Source organism: Streptomyces tanashiensis (assembly GCF_014648895.1).
Taxonomy (GTDB): Bacteria; Actinomycetota; Actinomycetes; order Streptomycetales; family Streptomycetaceae; genus Streptomyces; species Streptomyces tanashiensis.
The window spans coordinates 1-15,479 of the sequence record NZ_BMRZ01000028.1 but is presented as its reverse complement, the minus strand read 5'-3'; the positions used below and the strand labels follow the sequence as shown (position 1 = coordinate 15,479).

At 71.7% G+C, this 15,479-nt stretch carries 12 protein-coding genes and 1 pseudogene; 5 read left to right on the top strand and 8 right to left on the bottom strand.

Annotated elements, in window-relative coordinates; all coding sequences use genetic code 11:
* Positions 1-510: 510 nt before the first annotated feature.
* Together IE237_RS39135 and IE237_RS39130 are read left to right on the top strand one after the other, a co-directional pair.
* Positions 511-1,098, top strand: coding sequence for a 3'-5' exonuclease (locus IE237_RS39135; protein WP_189806981.1), 588 nt, complete (start codon positions 511-513; stop codon positions 1,096-1,098).
* Positions 1,099-1,213: 115 nt separating this feature from the next.
* A complete protein-coding gene (locus IE237_RS39130) occupies positions 1,214-1,933 on the top strand; it encodes a hypothetical protein (RefSeq protein WP_229844098.1) in 720 nt (239 codons plus the stop codon).
* Between the two features lie 80 nt (positions 1,934-2,013).
* On the opposite strand, the gene IE237_RS39125 is transcribed toward IE237_RS39130, so the two are convergent.
* The 6 genes from IE237_RS39125 to IE237_RS39100 form a co-directional block, all read right to left on the bottom strand.
* Positions 2,014-2,433 (bottom strand): SRPBCC family protein, encoded by a 420-nt coding sequence (locus IE237_RS39125; RefSeq protein ID WP_189806979.1) that lies wholly within the window; start codon positions 2,431-2,433, stop codon positions 2,014-2,016.
* Between the two features lie 28 nt (positions 2,434-2,461).
* Positions 2,462-3,472 (bottom strand): aldo/keto reductase, encoded by a 1,011-nt coding sequence (locus tag IE237_RS39120; protein WP_189806978.1) that lies wholly within the window; start codon positions 3,470-3,472, stop codon positions 2,462-2,464.
* Positions 3,473-3,578: 106 nt separating this feature from the next.
* On the bottom strand, positions 3,579-4,697 hold the full coding sequence (locus IE237_RS39115) for a TIGR03571 family LLM class oxidoreductase (RefSeq protein WP_229844097.1): 1,119 nt from the start codon (positions 4,695-4,697) through the stop codon (positions 3,579-3,581).
* A 134-nt stretch (positions 4,698-4,831) separates the two neighbouring features.
* Positions 4,832-5,671 (bottom strand): aldo/keto reductase, encoded by an 840-nt coding sequence (locus IE237_RS39110; RefSeq protein WP_189806977.1) that lies wholly within the window; start codon positions 5,669-5,671, stop codon positions 4,832-4,834.
* Between the two features lie 17 nt (positions 5,672-5,688).
* Entirely contained in the window at positions 5,689-6,063 is a 375-nt protein-coding gene (locus tag IE237_RS39105; RefSeq protein WP_189806976.1) for a nuclear transport factor 2 family protein, read from the bottom strand.
* Between the two features lie 25 nt (positions 6,064-6,088).
* Positions 6,089-7,327 (bottom strand): MFS transporter, encoded by a 1,239-nt coding sequence (locus tag IE237_RS39100; protein ID WP_189806975.1) that lies wholly within the window; start codon positions 7,325-7,327, stop codon positions 6,089-6,091.
* 1,171 nt (positions 7,328-8,498) lie between these two features.
* On the opposite strand from IE237_RS39100, the pseudogene IE237_RS39095 reads away from it, so the two are divergent.
* A pseudogene (locus tag IE237_RS39095) lies at positions 8,499-9,197 on the top strand (peptidylprolyl isomerase); the annotation flags it as partial.
* Here the strand turns inward: IE237_RS39095 and IE237_RS41195 are convergent.
* On the bottom strand, positions 9,099-9,584 hold the full coding sequence (locus IE237_RS41195) for an acetylxylan esterase (protein WP_268253865.1): 486 nt from the start codon (positions 9,582-9,584) through the stop codon (positions 9,099-9,101). The pseudogene IE237_RS39095 and the gene IE237_RS41195 sit on opposite strands and share 99 nt — an antisense overlap.
* 251 nt (positions 9,585-9,835) lie before the next feature.
* Here IE237_RS41195 and IE237_RS41190 point away from each other — a divergent pair, with 251 nt between their 5' ends.
* Positions 9,836-10,717 (top strand): hypothetical protein, encoded by an 882-nt coding sequence (locus IE237_RS41190; protein ID WP_229844087.1) that lies wholly within the window; start codon positions 9,836-9,838, stop codon positions 10,715-10,717.
* Between the two features lie 43 nt (positions 10,718-10,760).
* Complete coding sequence (locus IE237_RS41185) at positions 10,761-11,675, top strand: tetratricopeptide repeat protein (protein WP_229844078.1); 915 nt, start codon at positions 10,761-10,763, stop codon at positions 11,673-11,675.
* A gap of 255 nt (positions 11,676-11,930) precedes the next feature.
* Here the strand turns inward: IE237_RS41185 and IE237_RS39080 are convergent, their stop codons facing one another.
* Positions 11,931-15,137, bottom strand: coding sequence for a glycosyl hydrolase family 95 catalytic domain-containing protein (locus tag IE237_RS39080; protein ID WP_189806973.1), 3,207 nt, complete (start codon positions 15,135-15,137; stop codon positions 11,931-11,933).
* Positions 15,138-15,479: the final 342 nt, after the last annotated feature.

Here is a 15,479-nt window from a genome sequence, read left to right as displayed (position 1 = left end):
CGGCGCAGCGCTCCTGATTCGTATCGGGCCCTCCGGCCCGGCGCGACCTCCGCGTCGGTCGACGGGCTGGAGAGGGAGCTCGGCATCCGTATCCCGGTTGGCCTGCGAACCTTGTGGTCGGTGACGTCCGGTGACGACGGGGTCGGCGGGCGGGGGTGTCTGCCCGGCAATGAGGCCTTGTTGCCGCTGGACGCGGTGGTGGCCCTCTACCGGCAGCAGATGGGCGCACAGTCCCGCGAGGACACCCTCAATGCCCGGCGATCCGAGGAGGACCGTTTCACGGTGTGGCGGGCCACCTGGATTCCGATGATCTCGTACGGGTCGAGTGACCGTACCTCGGGCACGTATATCGATAGGACTGCTGCTTCTGCGTGTTGGGGGATGGCCGTCCGTCCACCGCGTTCTGCGTATCAGCACAGCGCACGATGGGGCCGGGGCGTTGGCGGTGGCGGTACGGGCAAGGCGAAACTGAGGTGCCGCAACCGGGCGCGCATCCCTACCCTCGGCCCCATGCACCCTGAATCCGCCCTGTTGAACGTCATCGATGTGGAAGCCACCTGCTGGGACGGACAGCCACCTCCCGGCGCCGTGAACGAGATCATCGAGATCGGTCTCACCGTCGTGGACCTGCCGGCGCGGCGCCGCGTGTCCCGGCACCGTGTTCTGGTCCGCCCTGTCCGGTCGGTGGTGAGTGACTTCTGCACGGAACTGACCGGCCTGACGCAAGCCGAGGTGGACCGGGGCGTCACCTTCGCCGAGGCATGTCGGATCCTCGTCGAGGAGTACGGGGCGGGGGAGCGCCCGTGGGCGAGCTGGGGCGAGTACGACCGTCGGCAGTTCGCCCGACAGAGCCAGGCCGACGGGGTGGCCTACCCGTTCGGCTATCCGACGGAACGCACCCACACCAACGCCAAGGCCGTGTTCGCCGCGGCGTACGGGCTGCGCAGGAAACCCGGCATGGCCCAGGCTCTGCAGATCGCCGGTCTGCCGCTCGAGGGACGCCACCACCGGGGCGAGGACGACGCGTGGAACATCGCGGCGCTCGTCCTCGATCTGGTGGGCCGCGAGGCCTGGCCGGTCAAGGCCTCAGCCGCCTGAGGCTGGTCCCGGACGCTTCGTGATCGGCCGCGGTGGCGCTCCGGCAACCCTGGCGGCGGCATTCCTCGGTCACCCGTCCACGGCGATGTCAGAGGCCAGCTGCATGATGGCCCCCGTGACGAACAGCGCAGACACGCACCCGGACCGGATTCCGGGCTACGACGGCGGCCCTCTGGTCCACCTTCCCGAGCTTCTTGACGAGCCCCTGTTCTGGCTGGGGCACCTCGCCTCCGGCGCGAGCAGCGAGGAGGCCGCTGAGCTCCTGTTCGGCGCGGACTACGACGCTACGGAGGACTTCTGCCGCAAGATGTCCGAACGCCCGGACTGGCCCACCTTCTCCGTACCGGTCACCACCGGCCGCCTGCACGTCGTCTACCGCAACCTTGCGGATGACAGGGGCATCGACTACCTGCTGGACCGACCCGACTGGGACCGCGCCGAGCGACTCGCCACGGACGACGGCCACTTCATGGGTCCCGGCCTGTCCTGGCCCGAGCTGATGGCGGTTGCGGACAACGGCCTGGCAGGCGGCTCGACCACCGACCCGGACAGCCGCCTGCTGCTCCTGCTGCCTGCGTGCGGAGACTCAGCCGTACCCGCCGCGGCCGCCGAACGCCTGGGGGCTGCGCTACGCGCCCGAACCGCCGTCGAGGACCCCGAACGACTGGCGGCCGTTCTGCTGGACGGCCAAGGTCCCTGTGGTCCCGCGCGCTGGACCAGGGACGAGGACGGTCGACGGATCAACGACGGCTCCTACTCGTTCCGCAACCCAGCCAACGGTTTCGCCCTGTCGGCTGACCGCCTCGCCCAGGTGGCCACGGCACTGGCTCCCTGATCAGGGGCCGTGTCGAGGACGGAGATCACGTCGCCACCGCCCCTGGCGATCCGGCGTCGACGACGGCCGCTTCACCGGCTTCAGGCTGTCAGGGTTCTGTGGAGTGCGTCGAGGCCCTCGCGGTAGATGCCGGTGAAGAGGGCGACGGCCTCCTCCTCGGTGGTGTTGTCGGGGGTGAAGCGGCCGGACCACTGGACCTCGGCGAGGTCGTCGTGGCCGGGGACCGCGTGGACGCGGAGGGTGGAGACGTAGCCGTCGACCGGGAACGGGGCCTGGAGGATGGCGTAACTGTAGTGGCGTTCGGCCTCGTTGAAGGCGACGAGGCGTTCGATGATGACCTCGCCGTCCGGGTTCTTCAGCCGTCGGACCCGGCCGCCTTCGAGCGGGGTGCTCTCGGGGATGTAGGGGAGCCAGTCGGGCAGGGAGTCGAAGCCGCCGATGAGGTCCCAGACCTTCTGGGGCGAGGCGGGTACGACGCGGGAGACGGAGGTGGAAGCCATGGTCTTCTCCTGTGGGGGTGCGGGGCGGTCAGGCGCCGTGGGGGAGCGGCGCGGCCGGGCTGACGAGGCCGGCGGCGCGCAGCTCGGTCCAGAACGCGGCCGGGACGGTCTCGTTGAGGGCGGCGACGTCCTCGGCGATCCGGCTGGGGCGGGTGGCGCCGGGGATGACGGCTGCCGAGACCGGGTGGGCGAGGGAGAACTGCAGGGCGGCGGCCTTGATGGAGACGCCGTGGCGGTCGGTGAGGGCCTTCAGCGTCCCGACGCGCTCGACGATCTCCGGCGGGGCCTGCTGGTACTCGAAGTGGGTGCCGCCGGCGAGGACGCCGGAGCTGTACGGTCCGCCGACGACCATGTCGACGCCCCGTTCCTGGGCCATGGGGAGCAGACGCTTCAGGGCGTGCTCGTGGTCGAGGAGGGTGTAGCGGCCGGCGAGCAGGAAGCCGTCGGGGCGCGGCTCGTCGAGGGCGAGGGTCAGCTCGATGGGCTCGGTCTTGTTGACGCCGAGGCCCCAGGCCTTGATGACGCCCTCGTCGCGCAGCCGGGACAGCACGCGGAAGGCTCCGGTGCGGGCCTCCTCGAACTTCTGGAGCCACAGGTCGCCGTGGAAGTCCTGGGCGATGTCGTGGACCCAGACGATGTCCAGGCGGTCGGTGCCGAGGCGCTTGAGACTGTCCTCGACGGAGCGCTCGGTGGCGTCGGCGGTCCATTCGTGGACCATCCTGTTCGGGTTGCCGTGCTCGAACAGGCCGCCCTTCTCGCCGAGTTCGCGCGCGGCGGTCTCGTGCTCGTCGAGGACGACCCGGCCGACCTTGGTGGACAGGACGTAGGAGTCGCGGGGCTTGCCGGCGAGCACCTGGCCGAGGCGCTCCTCGGCCAGGCCCGCGCCGTAGAAGGGTGCCGTGTCGTAGAGGCGGATGCCCTGGTCCCAGGCCGCCTCGACGGTGGCGAGGGCCTCGTCGTCGGGGATGGCGCGGAACATGTTGCCGAGCGGTGCGGTGCCGAAGCCGAGTCGGCCGGGGAGGATTTCGGTGAGTGACATGGAGATTGCCTTCTCGGTTCTCAGTGGGGGGGGGAGGGCAAGGGAGGCGCCGGGCATTTAGATGCGTACGCGCCTTACATGCATAGACAATACTTGCATGCGCTGGCTAATGCAAAGAGGTGGCCGAGGATTCCTTCCGCGCGGCCGTCTGAACGGCCGGAGCGGGGGCCGGTGCCGCCGTCGCGGCCGGGAAGTGCGGCAGCACGTACTCGGCGAGCTCGTGGAGCAGCTCGTCCACCGGTCGGTCGTTGGGCCGCAGATTGAAGGAGACATGCGAGACACCGACCTCGGCCATCTGCCCCAGGCGCTCGATCAGGGCCTCGCGGCCGGTGCTCAGGCCGAGGCGGATGGGCCGCGCCGACGCGCCCGCGTCCTGCTGGAGGCTGAGGACCATCGGTGTCAGGTACGGCTTGCCGCCGCCGGTCAGCTCACGCCATTCGCGGGTGCGCAGCCGCAGCGCGCCGAGGTCGCGGGGATAGTTGAGCGAGGCGTCGGCGTGCTCCGCGATCCACGCGGGCGTCTGCTGGGCCCCGCCGGCGACGGCGATCGGAATGCCCTCAGGGGCGACGGGCCGAGGCAGCACCTCCAGCTGCCGGTCCGGCTCGAGGCCCACCTCGGGCAGCTGCAGCGGGCCGGGGCGCCAGGCCGCGCGCAGCGTCTCGACACCTTCTCGGAACGCGGTGCCGCGCCCCTCGAAGTCCCGTCCGAACAGCGGGTACTCCACCGGCCGGTCGCCGCTGGCGACGCCGAGCAGCATCCGGCCGCCGGACAGTACGTCGACGGTGGCGGCGGCCTTGGCGACGAGGAGGGGTTCGCGCAGCGGCAGGACGATCGCGCCGGTCGCGAGGACCGCGTCCTCGGTGACGGCGGCGAGGTGCCCGAGATGGGTGAAGGTCTCGAAGACGCTGCCGGCGTCACCGAAGGCGACGGGGTCGTAGAGGGGGACGTCGCGCAGCCACAGCGCGGCGAAGCCGAGCCGGTCGGCGAGCTGGGCGAGCCGGGCGTGCTCGGTCAGGTCGGGAACACCGAAGGGACGGCCGGCCACACGGTCCGCGCGCCCGCGCTCGACGCCCCAGTCGTTGTCGAGGGGCAGCTCGAGACCGATGGTCAGGCGCCCGGCGGCGGGAGCCAGCCGGGCGAGCGAGGAGCGAGGAGCGGAGCCGGGAGTGGTGGAGGGAACGGCGGCGGGAGTGCTGCCGGGGGTGAGGGAGGTGGGGGTGGGCACGGCGGGGTCCTTCCGGACGCCCGCGCCCGGGCCCCGGCCCCGTTCCGGACGGCCGGCCCGGAACGGGGCCGCGGCGCGCGAGCGCGAGCCAACAGGGCGGGGGTGGGGGACGCGCCCGGCGGGCGCGCGCGGGGTCAGTTCAGCTGGTCGGGGTGCGGACCGGTCCGCAGGCCGCGGTCGAGAACGGCGACCGCCGCCATCTCCTCGTCCGTCAGGACGAAGTCGAACACGTCGACGTTGGCGCGGATCCGGGCCGGCGTGACCGACTTGGGGATGACCACGTTGCCGAGCTGCAGGTGCCAGCGGATGACGACCTGGGCGGGCGACTTGCCGTGGGCTGCGGCGATCGCGACGATCGCCGGGTCGTCGAGGACCGCGCCCTGCGCCAGCGGGCTCCACGCCTCGGTAGCGATCGAGTGTTCGCCGTGGAAGGCGCGCAGCTCGGACTGCTGCAGCGCGGGATGCAGCTCGATCTGGTTGACGGCCGGGGTCAGCGCGGCGCCGTCCATCAGCCGGCGCAGGTGCTCGGGCTGGAAGTTGGAGACGCCGGCGGCGCGGATCCGGCCTTCGTCGGCGAGCCGCTCCAGGGCGCGCCAGGACTCGCGGTACAGGTCGCGGGCCGGGGTCGGCCAGTGGATCAGGTACAGATCGACGTACTCCAGACCGAGCTTGGCCAGGCTGTCGTCGAAGGCCCGCAGGGTGGCGTCGTAACCCTGGTCGGCGTTCCACAGCTTCGTGGTGACGAACAGGTCCTCGCGGGCCAGCCCGGAGGTGCTCAGGGCGCGGCCGACGCCTGCCTCGTTGCCGTAGATGGCGGCGGTGTCGATGCTTCGGTAGCCGGCCTCGAGGGCGGCCGTGACGGCTGCGGTCGTCTCGTCGTCGGCGACCTGGAAGACGCCGAAGCCGAGCTGCGGGATCTCGACGCCGTTGTTCAGCGTGACGGTGGGGACGGCGGGGGTGGTGGACGGTGCCATGGTGTGCGGGTGCTCCTTCACTGGGTGAGCGCGGTGCGCTCGGTGGTGCGGGGGGAGAGGGTGTAGCGGACGGTCTGGGCGCTGATGCGCCCGTCGCGGAAGAGGAAGGTGTCCACACCGTCGGTGACCTCGTGGTCGGCGCCGACGGCGGTCCACTGGAGGAACAGGACGTCCGCGGCGAACCGAGGGGTCAGCTGCCACTCGGCGTCGGGCAGGTCGGCGAGCAGTCGGCCGATGCCTTCCCGGACTCCCGCGCGTCCGGTCAGGACGCCTTCGGGGGTGAGGAAGACGGCGTCTTCCGTGTAGTTCTCGCTGATGAGGTCCAGGTCGCCGGTGCCGAGGCGCGTGCCGTGGTCGGCGAAGACCTCCTGCGGGGTGCGGGGAGTGCTCACGAGGGAGCTCCTGTCGGGAGTGGGGTCAGTGGTGTACGGGAGTGGGGGCGGGCGCCGAGGACGCGGAGGCCCGGTCCGCGCCGGTCTGGGCCGCTGCGGCGGAGGCGGTGTCCTTCGCGGGGGCGCGGCGCTCCAGCGCCGCCGACCAGAAGGCGAGGAGCAGCGCGGCGCCGGCCAGGGCGGCGCCGACCCAGTTCGGGGAGGTGAAACCGAGGCCTGCGGAGATGACGAGCCCGCCGAGCCACGCTGCGAGGGCGTTGCCGAGGTTGAAGGCGCCGATGTTCACGGCCGAGGCCAGCGTCGGCGCGCCGTGCGCCTGGTCGAGCACGCGCTTCTGCAGCGGGGGCACGGTCGCGAAGCCGAGTGCGCCGACGAGCAGGATGGTGAGCGCGGCGAGCACCTTGTGGTGCGCGGTCACGGTGAAGAGGGCGAGCACGACCGCGAGGCCGCCGAGGGCGGCGTACAGCAGGGGCATCAGGGCGCGGTCGGCGAAGCGCCCGCCGAGGAGGTTGCCGAGGAACATGCCGATGCCGAAGAGGACGAGCAGCCAGGTCACGGCGCCGTCGGAGTAGCCGGCGGCGTGCGTCATCATCGGCGCGATGTAGGTGATCGCGGCGAAGACGCCGCCGAAGCCGAGCACGGTCATGGCCATCGCGAGCAGGACCTGCGGGTTGCGGAAGGCCTTGAGCTCGCCGCGCAGCCGGGCGCCTTCGGGACGGGGCATCGCGGGCACGAGCTTGGCGATGCCAAGGAGTCCGACCACGCCGAGCGCGGCGACGATCGCGAAGGTGGTGCGCCAGCCCACGGCCTGCCCGATGAAGGTGCCGAGCGGCACGCCGACGATGTTGGCGACGGTCAGGCCGGTGAACATGGTGGCGATGGCGCCGGCCTTCTTGTCCGGGGCGACGAGCCCCGCCGCGACGACGGAGCCGATGCCGAAGAACGAGCCGTGGGCGAGTGAGGCGACGATGCGGCCGGTCAGCATCAGCCCGAAGTTCGGGGCGAGCGCGGAGAACAGGTTGCCGAGCACGAAAAGCCCCATGAGCAGCATGAGCATGCGTTTGCGGCTGACCTTGTTGCCGAGGACGGTCAGCAGGGGTGCGCCGATGACGACGCCGAGGGCGTAGCCGGTGACCAGCAGGCCGGCGGTGGGGATGGTGACCTCGTAGTCCGCGGCGATCTGGGGCAGGAGGCCCATGATCACGAACTCGGTCGTACCTATGCCGAAAGCCCCGACGGTAAGAGCGAGCAGAGCGAGCGGCATGGCTCGCCCCCTTCCGGAATTGCTTGAACGATCCCTTTGCATGCCTTCACAATAGTTGCATGCGCTCGATATACGCAAACGCGGGTAGGTGGTGTGATCTGGATGATGCTGGCCGCAGGCAAAGTCGGCCCGGGAGAGCGGCGCGGCCGCTCGGCACGACTGAGGGCGGAGGGCGTGGTCGCCTGCACCCTCGCCATGTGCCGGCCGGTGCTGGGGTACCGGTGCCAGCCGCGCTGCGCCGCACTGCTTCCTGCGTAGGCACGTGCTGACCGGTGATCTCGACTTCCGTACCGCGAGGGCATCCCGTTGCGGTCATCGCCCTCGACGTGCTCACACGCAGCAGTGGAAGGGCCTCGTTCTCGCCGTCCGGCGTTCGAGTCCCTAGTGCCCCCGGCCTATGCAGGGCGAGGGGCAGGTCGATGATGCCCGTTCGGGCACTGCTTGGCTGCCGTGGGATCGACGGACTCGCACCCCAGGCACGTCCACGGTCGGGTGGGACGGTCAGGGCTTCCTCGAGTACGACCAGATCATCCTGCGGGGCATCGCGCAGAGCGGATGCGGTGCGTTCGGCTCGGTGCAGGAGGGCGGGCCGGGGTTGCTCCGGATCTTGCTGCGCGCGGCGTGCCAGGGCGGGCTTCGTGCCGCGGTCCGGCCTCGTTGATGGCACTCGCTCGCGTGCGGTGCGCGACTCCTGCACGAGTTGGGACCGGCTTCCGTCCCGTTCGGTGGTCCATTGAATCGCGGGGCAGGCCGGATCGCCAGGCGGGTGGGGCTCGCGGTCGGAGCGCGGGCCTCTCCACCACGTCGGGTGATCACGTTCACGGAGAGACGACGCGGCGCCCTCTTCCGCGGTCTCTGCTGCATTGCGTATGTCCGCCCGTGGTCGTCGGCGGAGATAAGGAGCGTCTGCGCCTGCGGCGGGATGAGTCGGCGGCGCCATGGCTCCGGCGGGGACGGGTCTGGGGCGCGGAGCGGCTTGGCGAACGCGGGAGAGGTGCCGGCCCAGACCGACGGCGGATCCTTCCCGGGCTCCGCGGCAGGGCACCGATGTTCCCCTCGCTCGCGGGGTGTTCCACGTTGCCTCGATTCGGTACCGGACCCCAGCGGTCCCGGCAAGGTCAAGGACGTGTCGCCTGAATGACGGGGCTCTGGTCACGCTGATCGGCCGGAAATGCCACTCCCGCAGGCCACACCACGCCCTAGACTGCGACCGCTCCAAGACCTGGAGATCATCGGGAGGGCGTGCAAGATGAGACGAGCACTGATCAGTGCATTCGCGGCCGCGGCGTTGGTGGTGTCCGGGGGGAGCGTCTCCACTGCTTCCGACAGCGCTCCGCCGCGCACCACGCACGGTCCCTGCCAGTACAGCCAGACCCCGGACGAGCCGCCGGCGCGCCGTGTTCCGCTGCCGCCCGACCCGCGGCACACCCCTGCTCGTGGCACGGTCGACTTGGCTGTTCCGACCAGTCAGGGCCCGCTTCCGCTGCGCTTGGACCGGGCCAAGGCGCCGTGCACGGTCCAGAGTTTCCTGCACCTGGCACGGCACGGTTTCTACGACCGTACGGTGTGTCACCGCCTGACGGCGTACCCGACGCTGAAGGTCTTGCAGTGCGGCGACCCGACCGGCACCGGTGAGGGCGGGCCCGGGTACAAGTACAAGGACGAACTGCCGGTGGACCTGCCGCCCGCAGCCACCGATCCCACGGGCACGCGCCGGCTCTACGGACGCGGCCTGCTGGCGATGGCCAACGCCGGCCCGAACACGAACGGCTCACAGTTCTTCGTCGTCTACGGCGACTCCGCGCTGCGACCGAACTACACGGTGTTCGGCACGGTCGGACCCGCCGGTCTGGCGACACTCGACAAGGTCGCCGCAGGAGGCATCGAGCCGACGGCGGAGGACCCGGCACCGGTCGACGGCACACCCGCACTGCGGACCGAGCTGCTTCACGTCCGGCTGTCCTGCCGGCACTGACGCACCGCGATGTCGCCGCGGCCACGACGAACATGGCTGGCGGCGTGCGGGGTCGGCTTGCGGCGACACTCGAAGGCCCAGTGATCCGTGTCCGCCTCCGTGGTCCGCAAAGGGTCGCACCTGCGTGTCCTTCGTCCCGCGGCATCGGTTGTAGGCCGCGAACACCGTGGACGGGGGACAGGTCGGGTCCCCCGCATCGGAGGCGGACCGGCCACCAGACGGGCGCCGAGGTCGCGGCGAGCGGCCTCGGTGTCCGGGTGGGCGTCGTCGAAGCCCGTCCAGTCGACCTCACGAACGGCGTCCTCGAACATCGCCAGGAGTGCGCACCGAAGGACGATGGTCGCTGAGCCCCGCCCCCCTTATGCCCAAGATGGACCGCGAGTCGTGATCCCTGCACCCCCGCTCGCGCGGGGACCACTCTTCCCACGACGGAGACCCGGAATCGGGGCCCTGTCGGGTGATTCCCCGGCCGTCGCCGCGGCAGCGGCCCGCGCCTGGCCGCCGCCGTCCGGGCCGCCGGGCCCGGCAATCGGGTGCTGCAACACCTCACCGGTGGACCGGAGCTTGTCCGCCACTGGGAGATGGGCTCCGGCCAGTGGTTCACCGCCCCCGAGCACGCCGTGCTCACGGCGGCCGTCGAAGCGCGCAGGCTCGGCCACATGGGCGCCGTGCCGGCCCGGCTGCTGAGGGAGGCCGCGGCCGGGTTCATGGACTCCATCGCCCGCGCGGCCGCGGGCAAGGAGTGGTTCCCGGCGGCCATCAGCACGCTGACCACAGCAACGGGTGGTCCGGTGCCGCTGATTGCGGAACGGTATGCGAGGGACGTCGGCGACCCCGACAGCTACCGTCCGGACGACTACCTGGAACAGCACATCCGCCGGGTCAGGGCTCATCTGGTGCCACCGGCCGGGTTCTGGAGCGCGGCAGCATACGCCAGGACCGCCGACGACCTCTACGCCCTCGCGGCCGCCGCCGAGCAGCGGCGCCGCTATGCCTGCGCCGCCGAACTGTTCGAGAAGGCCGTCGAGAGCGGCCACGGCCGGGCCCGGGCCTCCTGGGCCGTGCTGCTCGAGACCACCGACGGCCGGGCCGCCGCCGAGGAGGCGGCTGCGGCGGACCCCCTGGCCTGGGCGGCCCTTGCGGTGTCGCGGGAGTCCGGCGGGGACGTCGGCGCCGCTTTCGACGCGTACCGTCGCGCGGCCGAGTCGGGGGACGCCTGGGCCTGGTCTGCCATGGCCCGGATACGCGAGGCCGAGGGGAACCAGGCCGCCGCGGACGCCATTGCCGCACAGGCAGCGGCGGCGGGGCAGACGCAGGCCTGGCGGACGCTCGGTCGGATGCGCGCGGCCCACGGCTCCTCGGCGGCCGCGGCGTTCGAGCAAGCGGTGGGGCTGGTGACGGCTGGGGGCACATAGGCCTCGCACGGCCGCGGAACGAGCCGGCAGCCTGGCCGACGCGGTGGAGCACGCCACCCGGGCGGCCGACGCGGGTGTTGGTGAGGCCTGGGCACATCTGGTGCGGCTGCACTGGACGCTCGGAGAACACGAGTCGGCCCTGGCAGCGGCCACCGGCGGCGCTGACGTGGGGAACCCCGAGGGCTGGTCGGTGCTCGCCCGGTTGCGCTACCGGGCGGGGGACGTGCCGGGGGCGGCCGCCGCCCATCGCGAGGCGGCCGCCATGGGCGTCGGCGCGGCCTGGCGCGTACTGGCCCTGCTCGCCGACGCGGACGGTGAAGGCGGCGCCGCGGAGGAGGCCGCCGCGCAGGCGGCCCGCACCGGCGATCCGCAGGCCTGGAGCGCGCTGGCCGAGGTCCGCGCGGAACGGGGCCAGGCCGTCGGCGCCGCTCGTGCCGCGACGGAGGCGGCCCGCGTCGGTGACGTGGAGGCGTGGATCGGCCTGGCGCGGTACCGGGAGAGCGTGGGGAACGGCGGGGGAGCGGAGCTCGCTGCAGATCAGGCCGCTGACCGAGGCTCCCCCGCGGCCTGGGCGGCCCTGTCCCGGATGCGGGAACGGGTGGGGGACCGGGGAGGATCCCGGCGAGCGGTACTGCGGGCCGCCGCCCTCGGAGCCCCCGACGCCTGGACCGCACTGGGCCGCGTACGGGAGGAGACGGGTGACACCGCCGCGGCCGAACGCGCCTACGTACGCGGCTGTGAGGCGGGAGACACGGAGGCGTACTCCGCGCTGGGTGCTCTGTACCTGGAACAGGGAAGGTCGCGGGAGGCCTGCTCCGCCTACCGGTCGGCCGTGGACGCGGGACTCACCGACGCCTGGGAAGGGCTGCTGTCGGCGTTGGAGTCGCAGGCACCCCGAGCGGCCTCCGCACGGATGGTGGGTCGCCTGCGCAGGACAGGACTACCGGCGGACGAGTGAGCGTCGAGCCCAGCCCCGCGCACTCAGCGGACGAGGGGCCCCGGTGGGGAGGTCCTCGTCGCGTGGGTCGCACCAGGTGGTGCGCTGCGGGGCCGGCCCGTGCGGCCGGTCACCGGAGCGCTGGGGGTCTGGCCGGTCGCGGGAAAGGACCTCGTACCGCCCGTGCCGTGCCGTGCAATCGCGTATCGGGTCCGGCGCTCCCGCGACCCGCGCCCTGCGATGACGGGTGTCGGGGGAGCGCCGGACCCGCCGGTGTCACTTGGAAGGCCTGAGCGGCTTCACCTTCCGGGCGGTTCCGTTGATTCGCACCGTGACGTTCCCCCGGTTCCGCGCCCGGTCGGCGACGATCCTGTACGACGTCACCTTCCCGTCCCGCCACTCGCAGCTGACCTCGTATCCGCCGCGGGCGCGGAGGCCGGTGAACGAGCCCCTGGCCTTCCACGCGTCCGGCAGGGCGGGCAGCAGGTGGATGGTGCCGTCGTGGCTCTGCAGCAGCATCTCCGCGACCGCGCCCGTGATGCCGAAGTTGCCGTCCATCTGGAAGGGCGGGTGGTTGCAGAACAGGTTGGGCAGCGTGTTGTACGTCAGGAGTCCGCGCAGCATGATCTGGGCGCGATGCCCGTCGCCCAGGCGTGCGAAGAGGGCCGCCCGCCAGGGCCAGGTCCACGAGCGGCGGCTGTCGCCCGAGACGGTGGCGGCCGTGAAGGGGACGCCTTCCCGCTCGCCGCAGCGTGCTTTGAGCGAGACGAGGGCCGCGGCGGCGAAGTCCGGCGTCTTCGGGGTGATCTGGCGGCCCGGGTAGACCGCGAAGAGGTGCGAGGTGTGGCGGTGGATGTCGGTGGGGCTGTCGATGTCCTCCTGCCACTCCTGCAGTTGGCCCCAGCGGCCGATCTTGTTGGGGGCGAGCCGCGCCTGCATGTCCGCGACCCTGGCCCGGTACGCGGGATCCGCGTCGAGTACCGCCTCGCATTCGAGGTAGTTCTGGAACAGGTCCCAGATGAGCTGCTGGTCGTACATGACGCCGTCCTCGCGCGGCCCGTGCTCGGGGGACCAGCCGTCCGGCGCGACGAGGAGTCCGTCCTCGCGCTCCTTGAGACGGTCCTCCCAGAACTGGCAGATCTCCTTGATCATGGGGTGGGCGACGGTACGGAGGTAGTCGAGGTCCTGGGTGAACGCCCAGTGTTCGTAGAGGTGTTGTGCGTACCAGGCGCTCGCGACGGTGTTCCACTCCCAGGCGTTGCCGCCGAAGATGCTCTGGCTGGTGCGGGCGGTCCAGCCGCGCGTGTCCTGCCCGAAGGCGTTGCGGGTCGCCACGCGGCTGGGCACCGCCACCTGCCGGATGAACCCGACGAGCGCCTCGTGGCACTCGGGCAGGTTCGTCGTCTCGGCACCCCAGTAGTTCATCTGGACATTGATGTTGGTGTGGTAGTCGGAGGCCCATGCGGGCTGGTTGCTGTCGTTCCAGAGGCCCTGGAGGTTGGCGGGCAGGCCGTTGGGGCGCGAGGAGCTGATCAGCAGGTACCGGCCGTAGTCGAACATCGTCTGCTCGAGTTCCGGGTCCGCCCCGCCCTCCGCGTACCGCACCAGCCGGGACGTGGCCGGCAGAGCGACGACGGCGGCGTCGGAGGTGCCCCAGTCCACCGAGACGCGGTTCATCAGGGCTCGCGTCTCGGCTGTGTGCTCGGCGCGCAGTGCGCCGTAGGAACGGGCCGCGGCCCTGCCCAGGGTGCGCATCACGACCGGGGCCGGATCGGCTCCGCGCCACCCGGCGGTGGCGTCGAGCTTGTAGTCCGTGCGGGCGTCGAGGAGCAGCGTCAGCGTCGTGCAGCCGCTGAAGCGGAGCAACGAGCCGTCGGCGTGGAAGGTGCCGTCGGTGTGGACGGCCTGGACGGTGCACGCGTGCTTGAGGCCGTTGCCCATGACACCGGAGAAGGCGATGCGCCGGGCGTCGGCGTCGACGGTCGTCGGGGCCTCGTCCTGTGCGGACGTCAGCGAGATCGCTCCGGAGAGTCCACCGGCTCTGTCCGAGGTGTACCGGAAGACCATGACGTCCGCGGACCTGCCGGCGAAGGCCTCCCGGAGCACGCGCCGGCCCGGCGCGCCGAAGCGGGTGACGTGGACGCCGTCCACGAAGTCGAGGGAACGCTGGTAGTCGACGACCGCGCGCTGGGTGCGGGTGTCGAAGCCCGCGCCTTCCAGCGCGATGTCCGCGATCTGCAGGCCGGTGGAGGAGGCGCCGGGTGTCAGGGTGAGCCGGTAGCTGCGGTAGGCCGTGGTGTCGGTGATCCGGAAGGTCCGGGTCTCGCCGCGGCCGGCGAACGGCGCTCCCGGGTTCTGTGTATCGAGGGTCACCCAGGCTTCACCGTCCTTCGACGCCTCGAGCGCCCATCGCCCGGGGTCGTCCTGCGGACGGTCGAGGGCCGCTGTCAGGGAGTACGAGGCGACGACGACCGCGCGTGCCAGGTCGACCTGCCAGACGACCGCCGGCGCGGCCGCGTCGACCCGCCAGACGGTGGCCGGATCGCGGTCCACCGAGCACGAGAGGTCCGTGGCCGGGCGGCCGGTCCCCGCGCCGGATCCCTCGGCGTGCCCGCTCGGCGACGAGACGTACATCGCATCGCCTGCGAGGTCGACACCGCTCAGCCCGATCTCGCTCACCTGGAAGTGGCTGACACCTGCCTTGGGGACGAAGTCGAACCGGTAGAAGCGGTAGGCCCCGGCGTCGGCACAGGTGAACTGCTTCGTCTGCAAGCGGCTCTCGAAGGGTGTCGCCAGTGTGCGGCTGTCCAGCGTGGTCCAGTCGGCGCCGTCGGCGGAGCCGGAGAGCGTCCATTCCTGCGGGTCGCGCTGGGGTACGTCGTTGGCGCTCGTCAGGCGGTAGGACGGGACGGCGACGGGCTCGGGAAGCTCCACCTGCCACTGCACCCTCGAACCGGGTGCCTCGATGCACCACTTGGTGCCCGAGTCGCCGTCGTAGGTCCTGTCGACCCCTTCCGACGAGGAGGTCCGGTACGGTCCCCCCGGGGCCGTGACCTTGGGGGCGGGAGCGAAGGAGACGACGACGTCACCGAAGTTCCGGTACGAGCCGAAGCCGGTCATGCCGGTGTCGAAGGCGCTGTCCGGCTGACCCGCGAGGGCGTTGTCGTAGTTGTCGAGGCCGCCCCACAGACTCTGCTCGTTGAACTGGATGCGCTCCACATGAGGATCGGCGAAGAGCATGGCGCCGAGTCGGCCGTTGCCGATCGGGAGGGCCTGCGACTGCCAGTCCGTGGCGGGGGCGGTGTACCTCAGCGCCTTGCGCGACAGGACCGGCCACTGGACGGGGGGCGTCGCGTCGATGCCGGCGGCGGACGCCTGGGCGACCGCGGTACCGCCGGTCAGCTGAGTGACCAAGGGCGCGAGGGCGAGGGCACCGCTGAACTTGAGAAGGCTTCTGCGCTTGGGTTCGTTTTCATGGATCACGATGAGATCTCCCGGCCAATTCATCGGCTCTTTCGCGGAGAAAGTGGCAGCCGCGTCTACGTTCATCGAGGGCGCCGCCATCATTTCCATTGAATAGATCGGATGTCTAGGGGTGTGCAGCGGCGACTCATCGCACACGGACGGACGCGGAGCGTGACGCGTCGGGGGATGGGGCGAGCAGCCTTTGGCGGAAGCCGGCCATGCCCCCGAAGGGATCGGCGCTCTGGAGGGCCACGAGCGTCGTACCGCCACGGCCTCGGGGTGGTACGGCCGCGCCGGGCTGGGTCAGGCGCGTGCGGACCCGTCCACGCCGAGGGTCCCGCGCAGCCACTGCTCGACCTC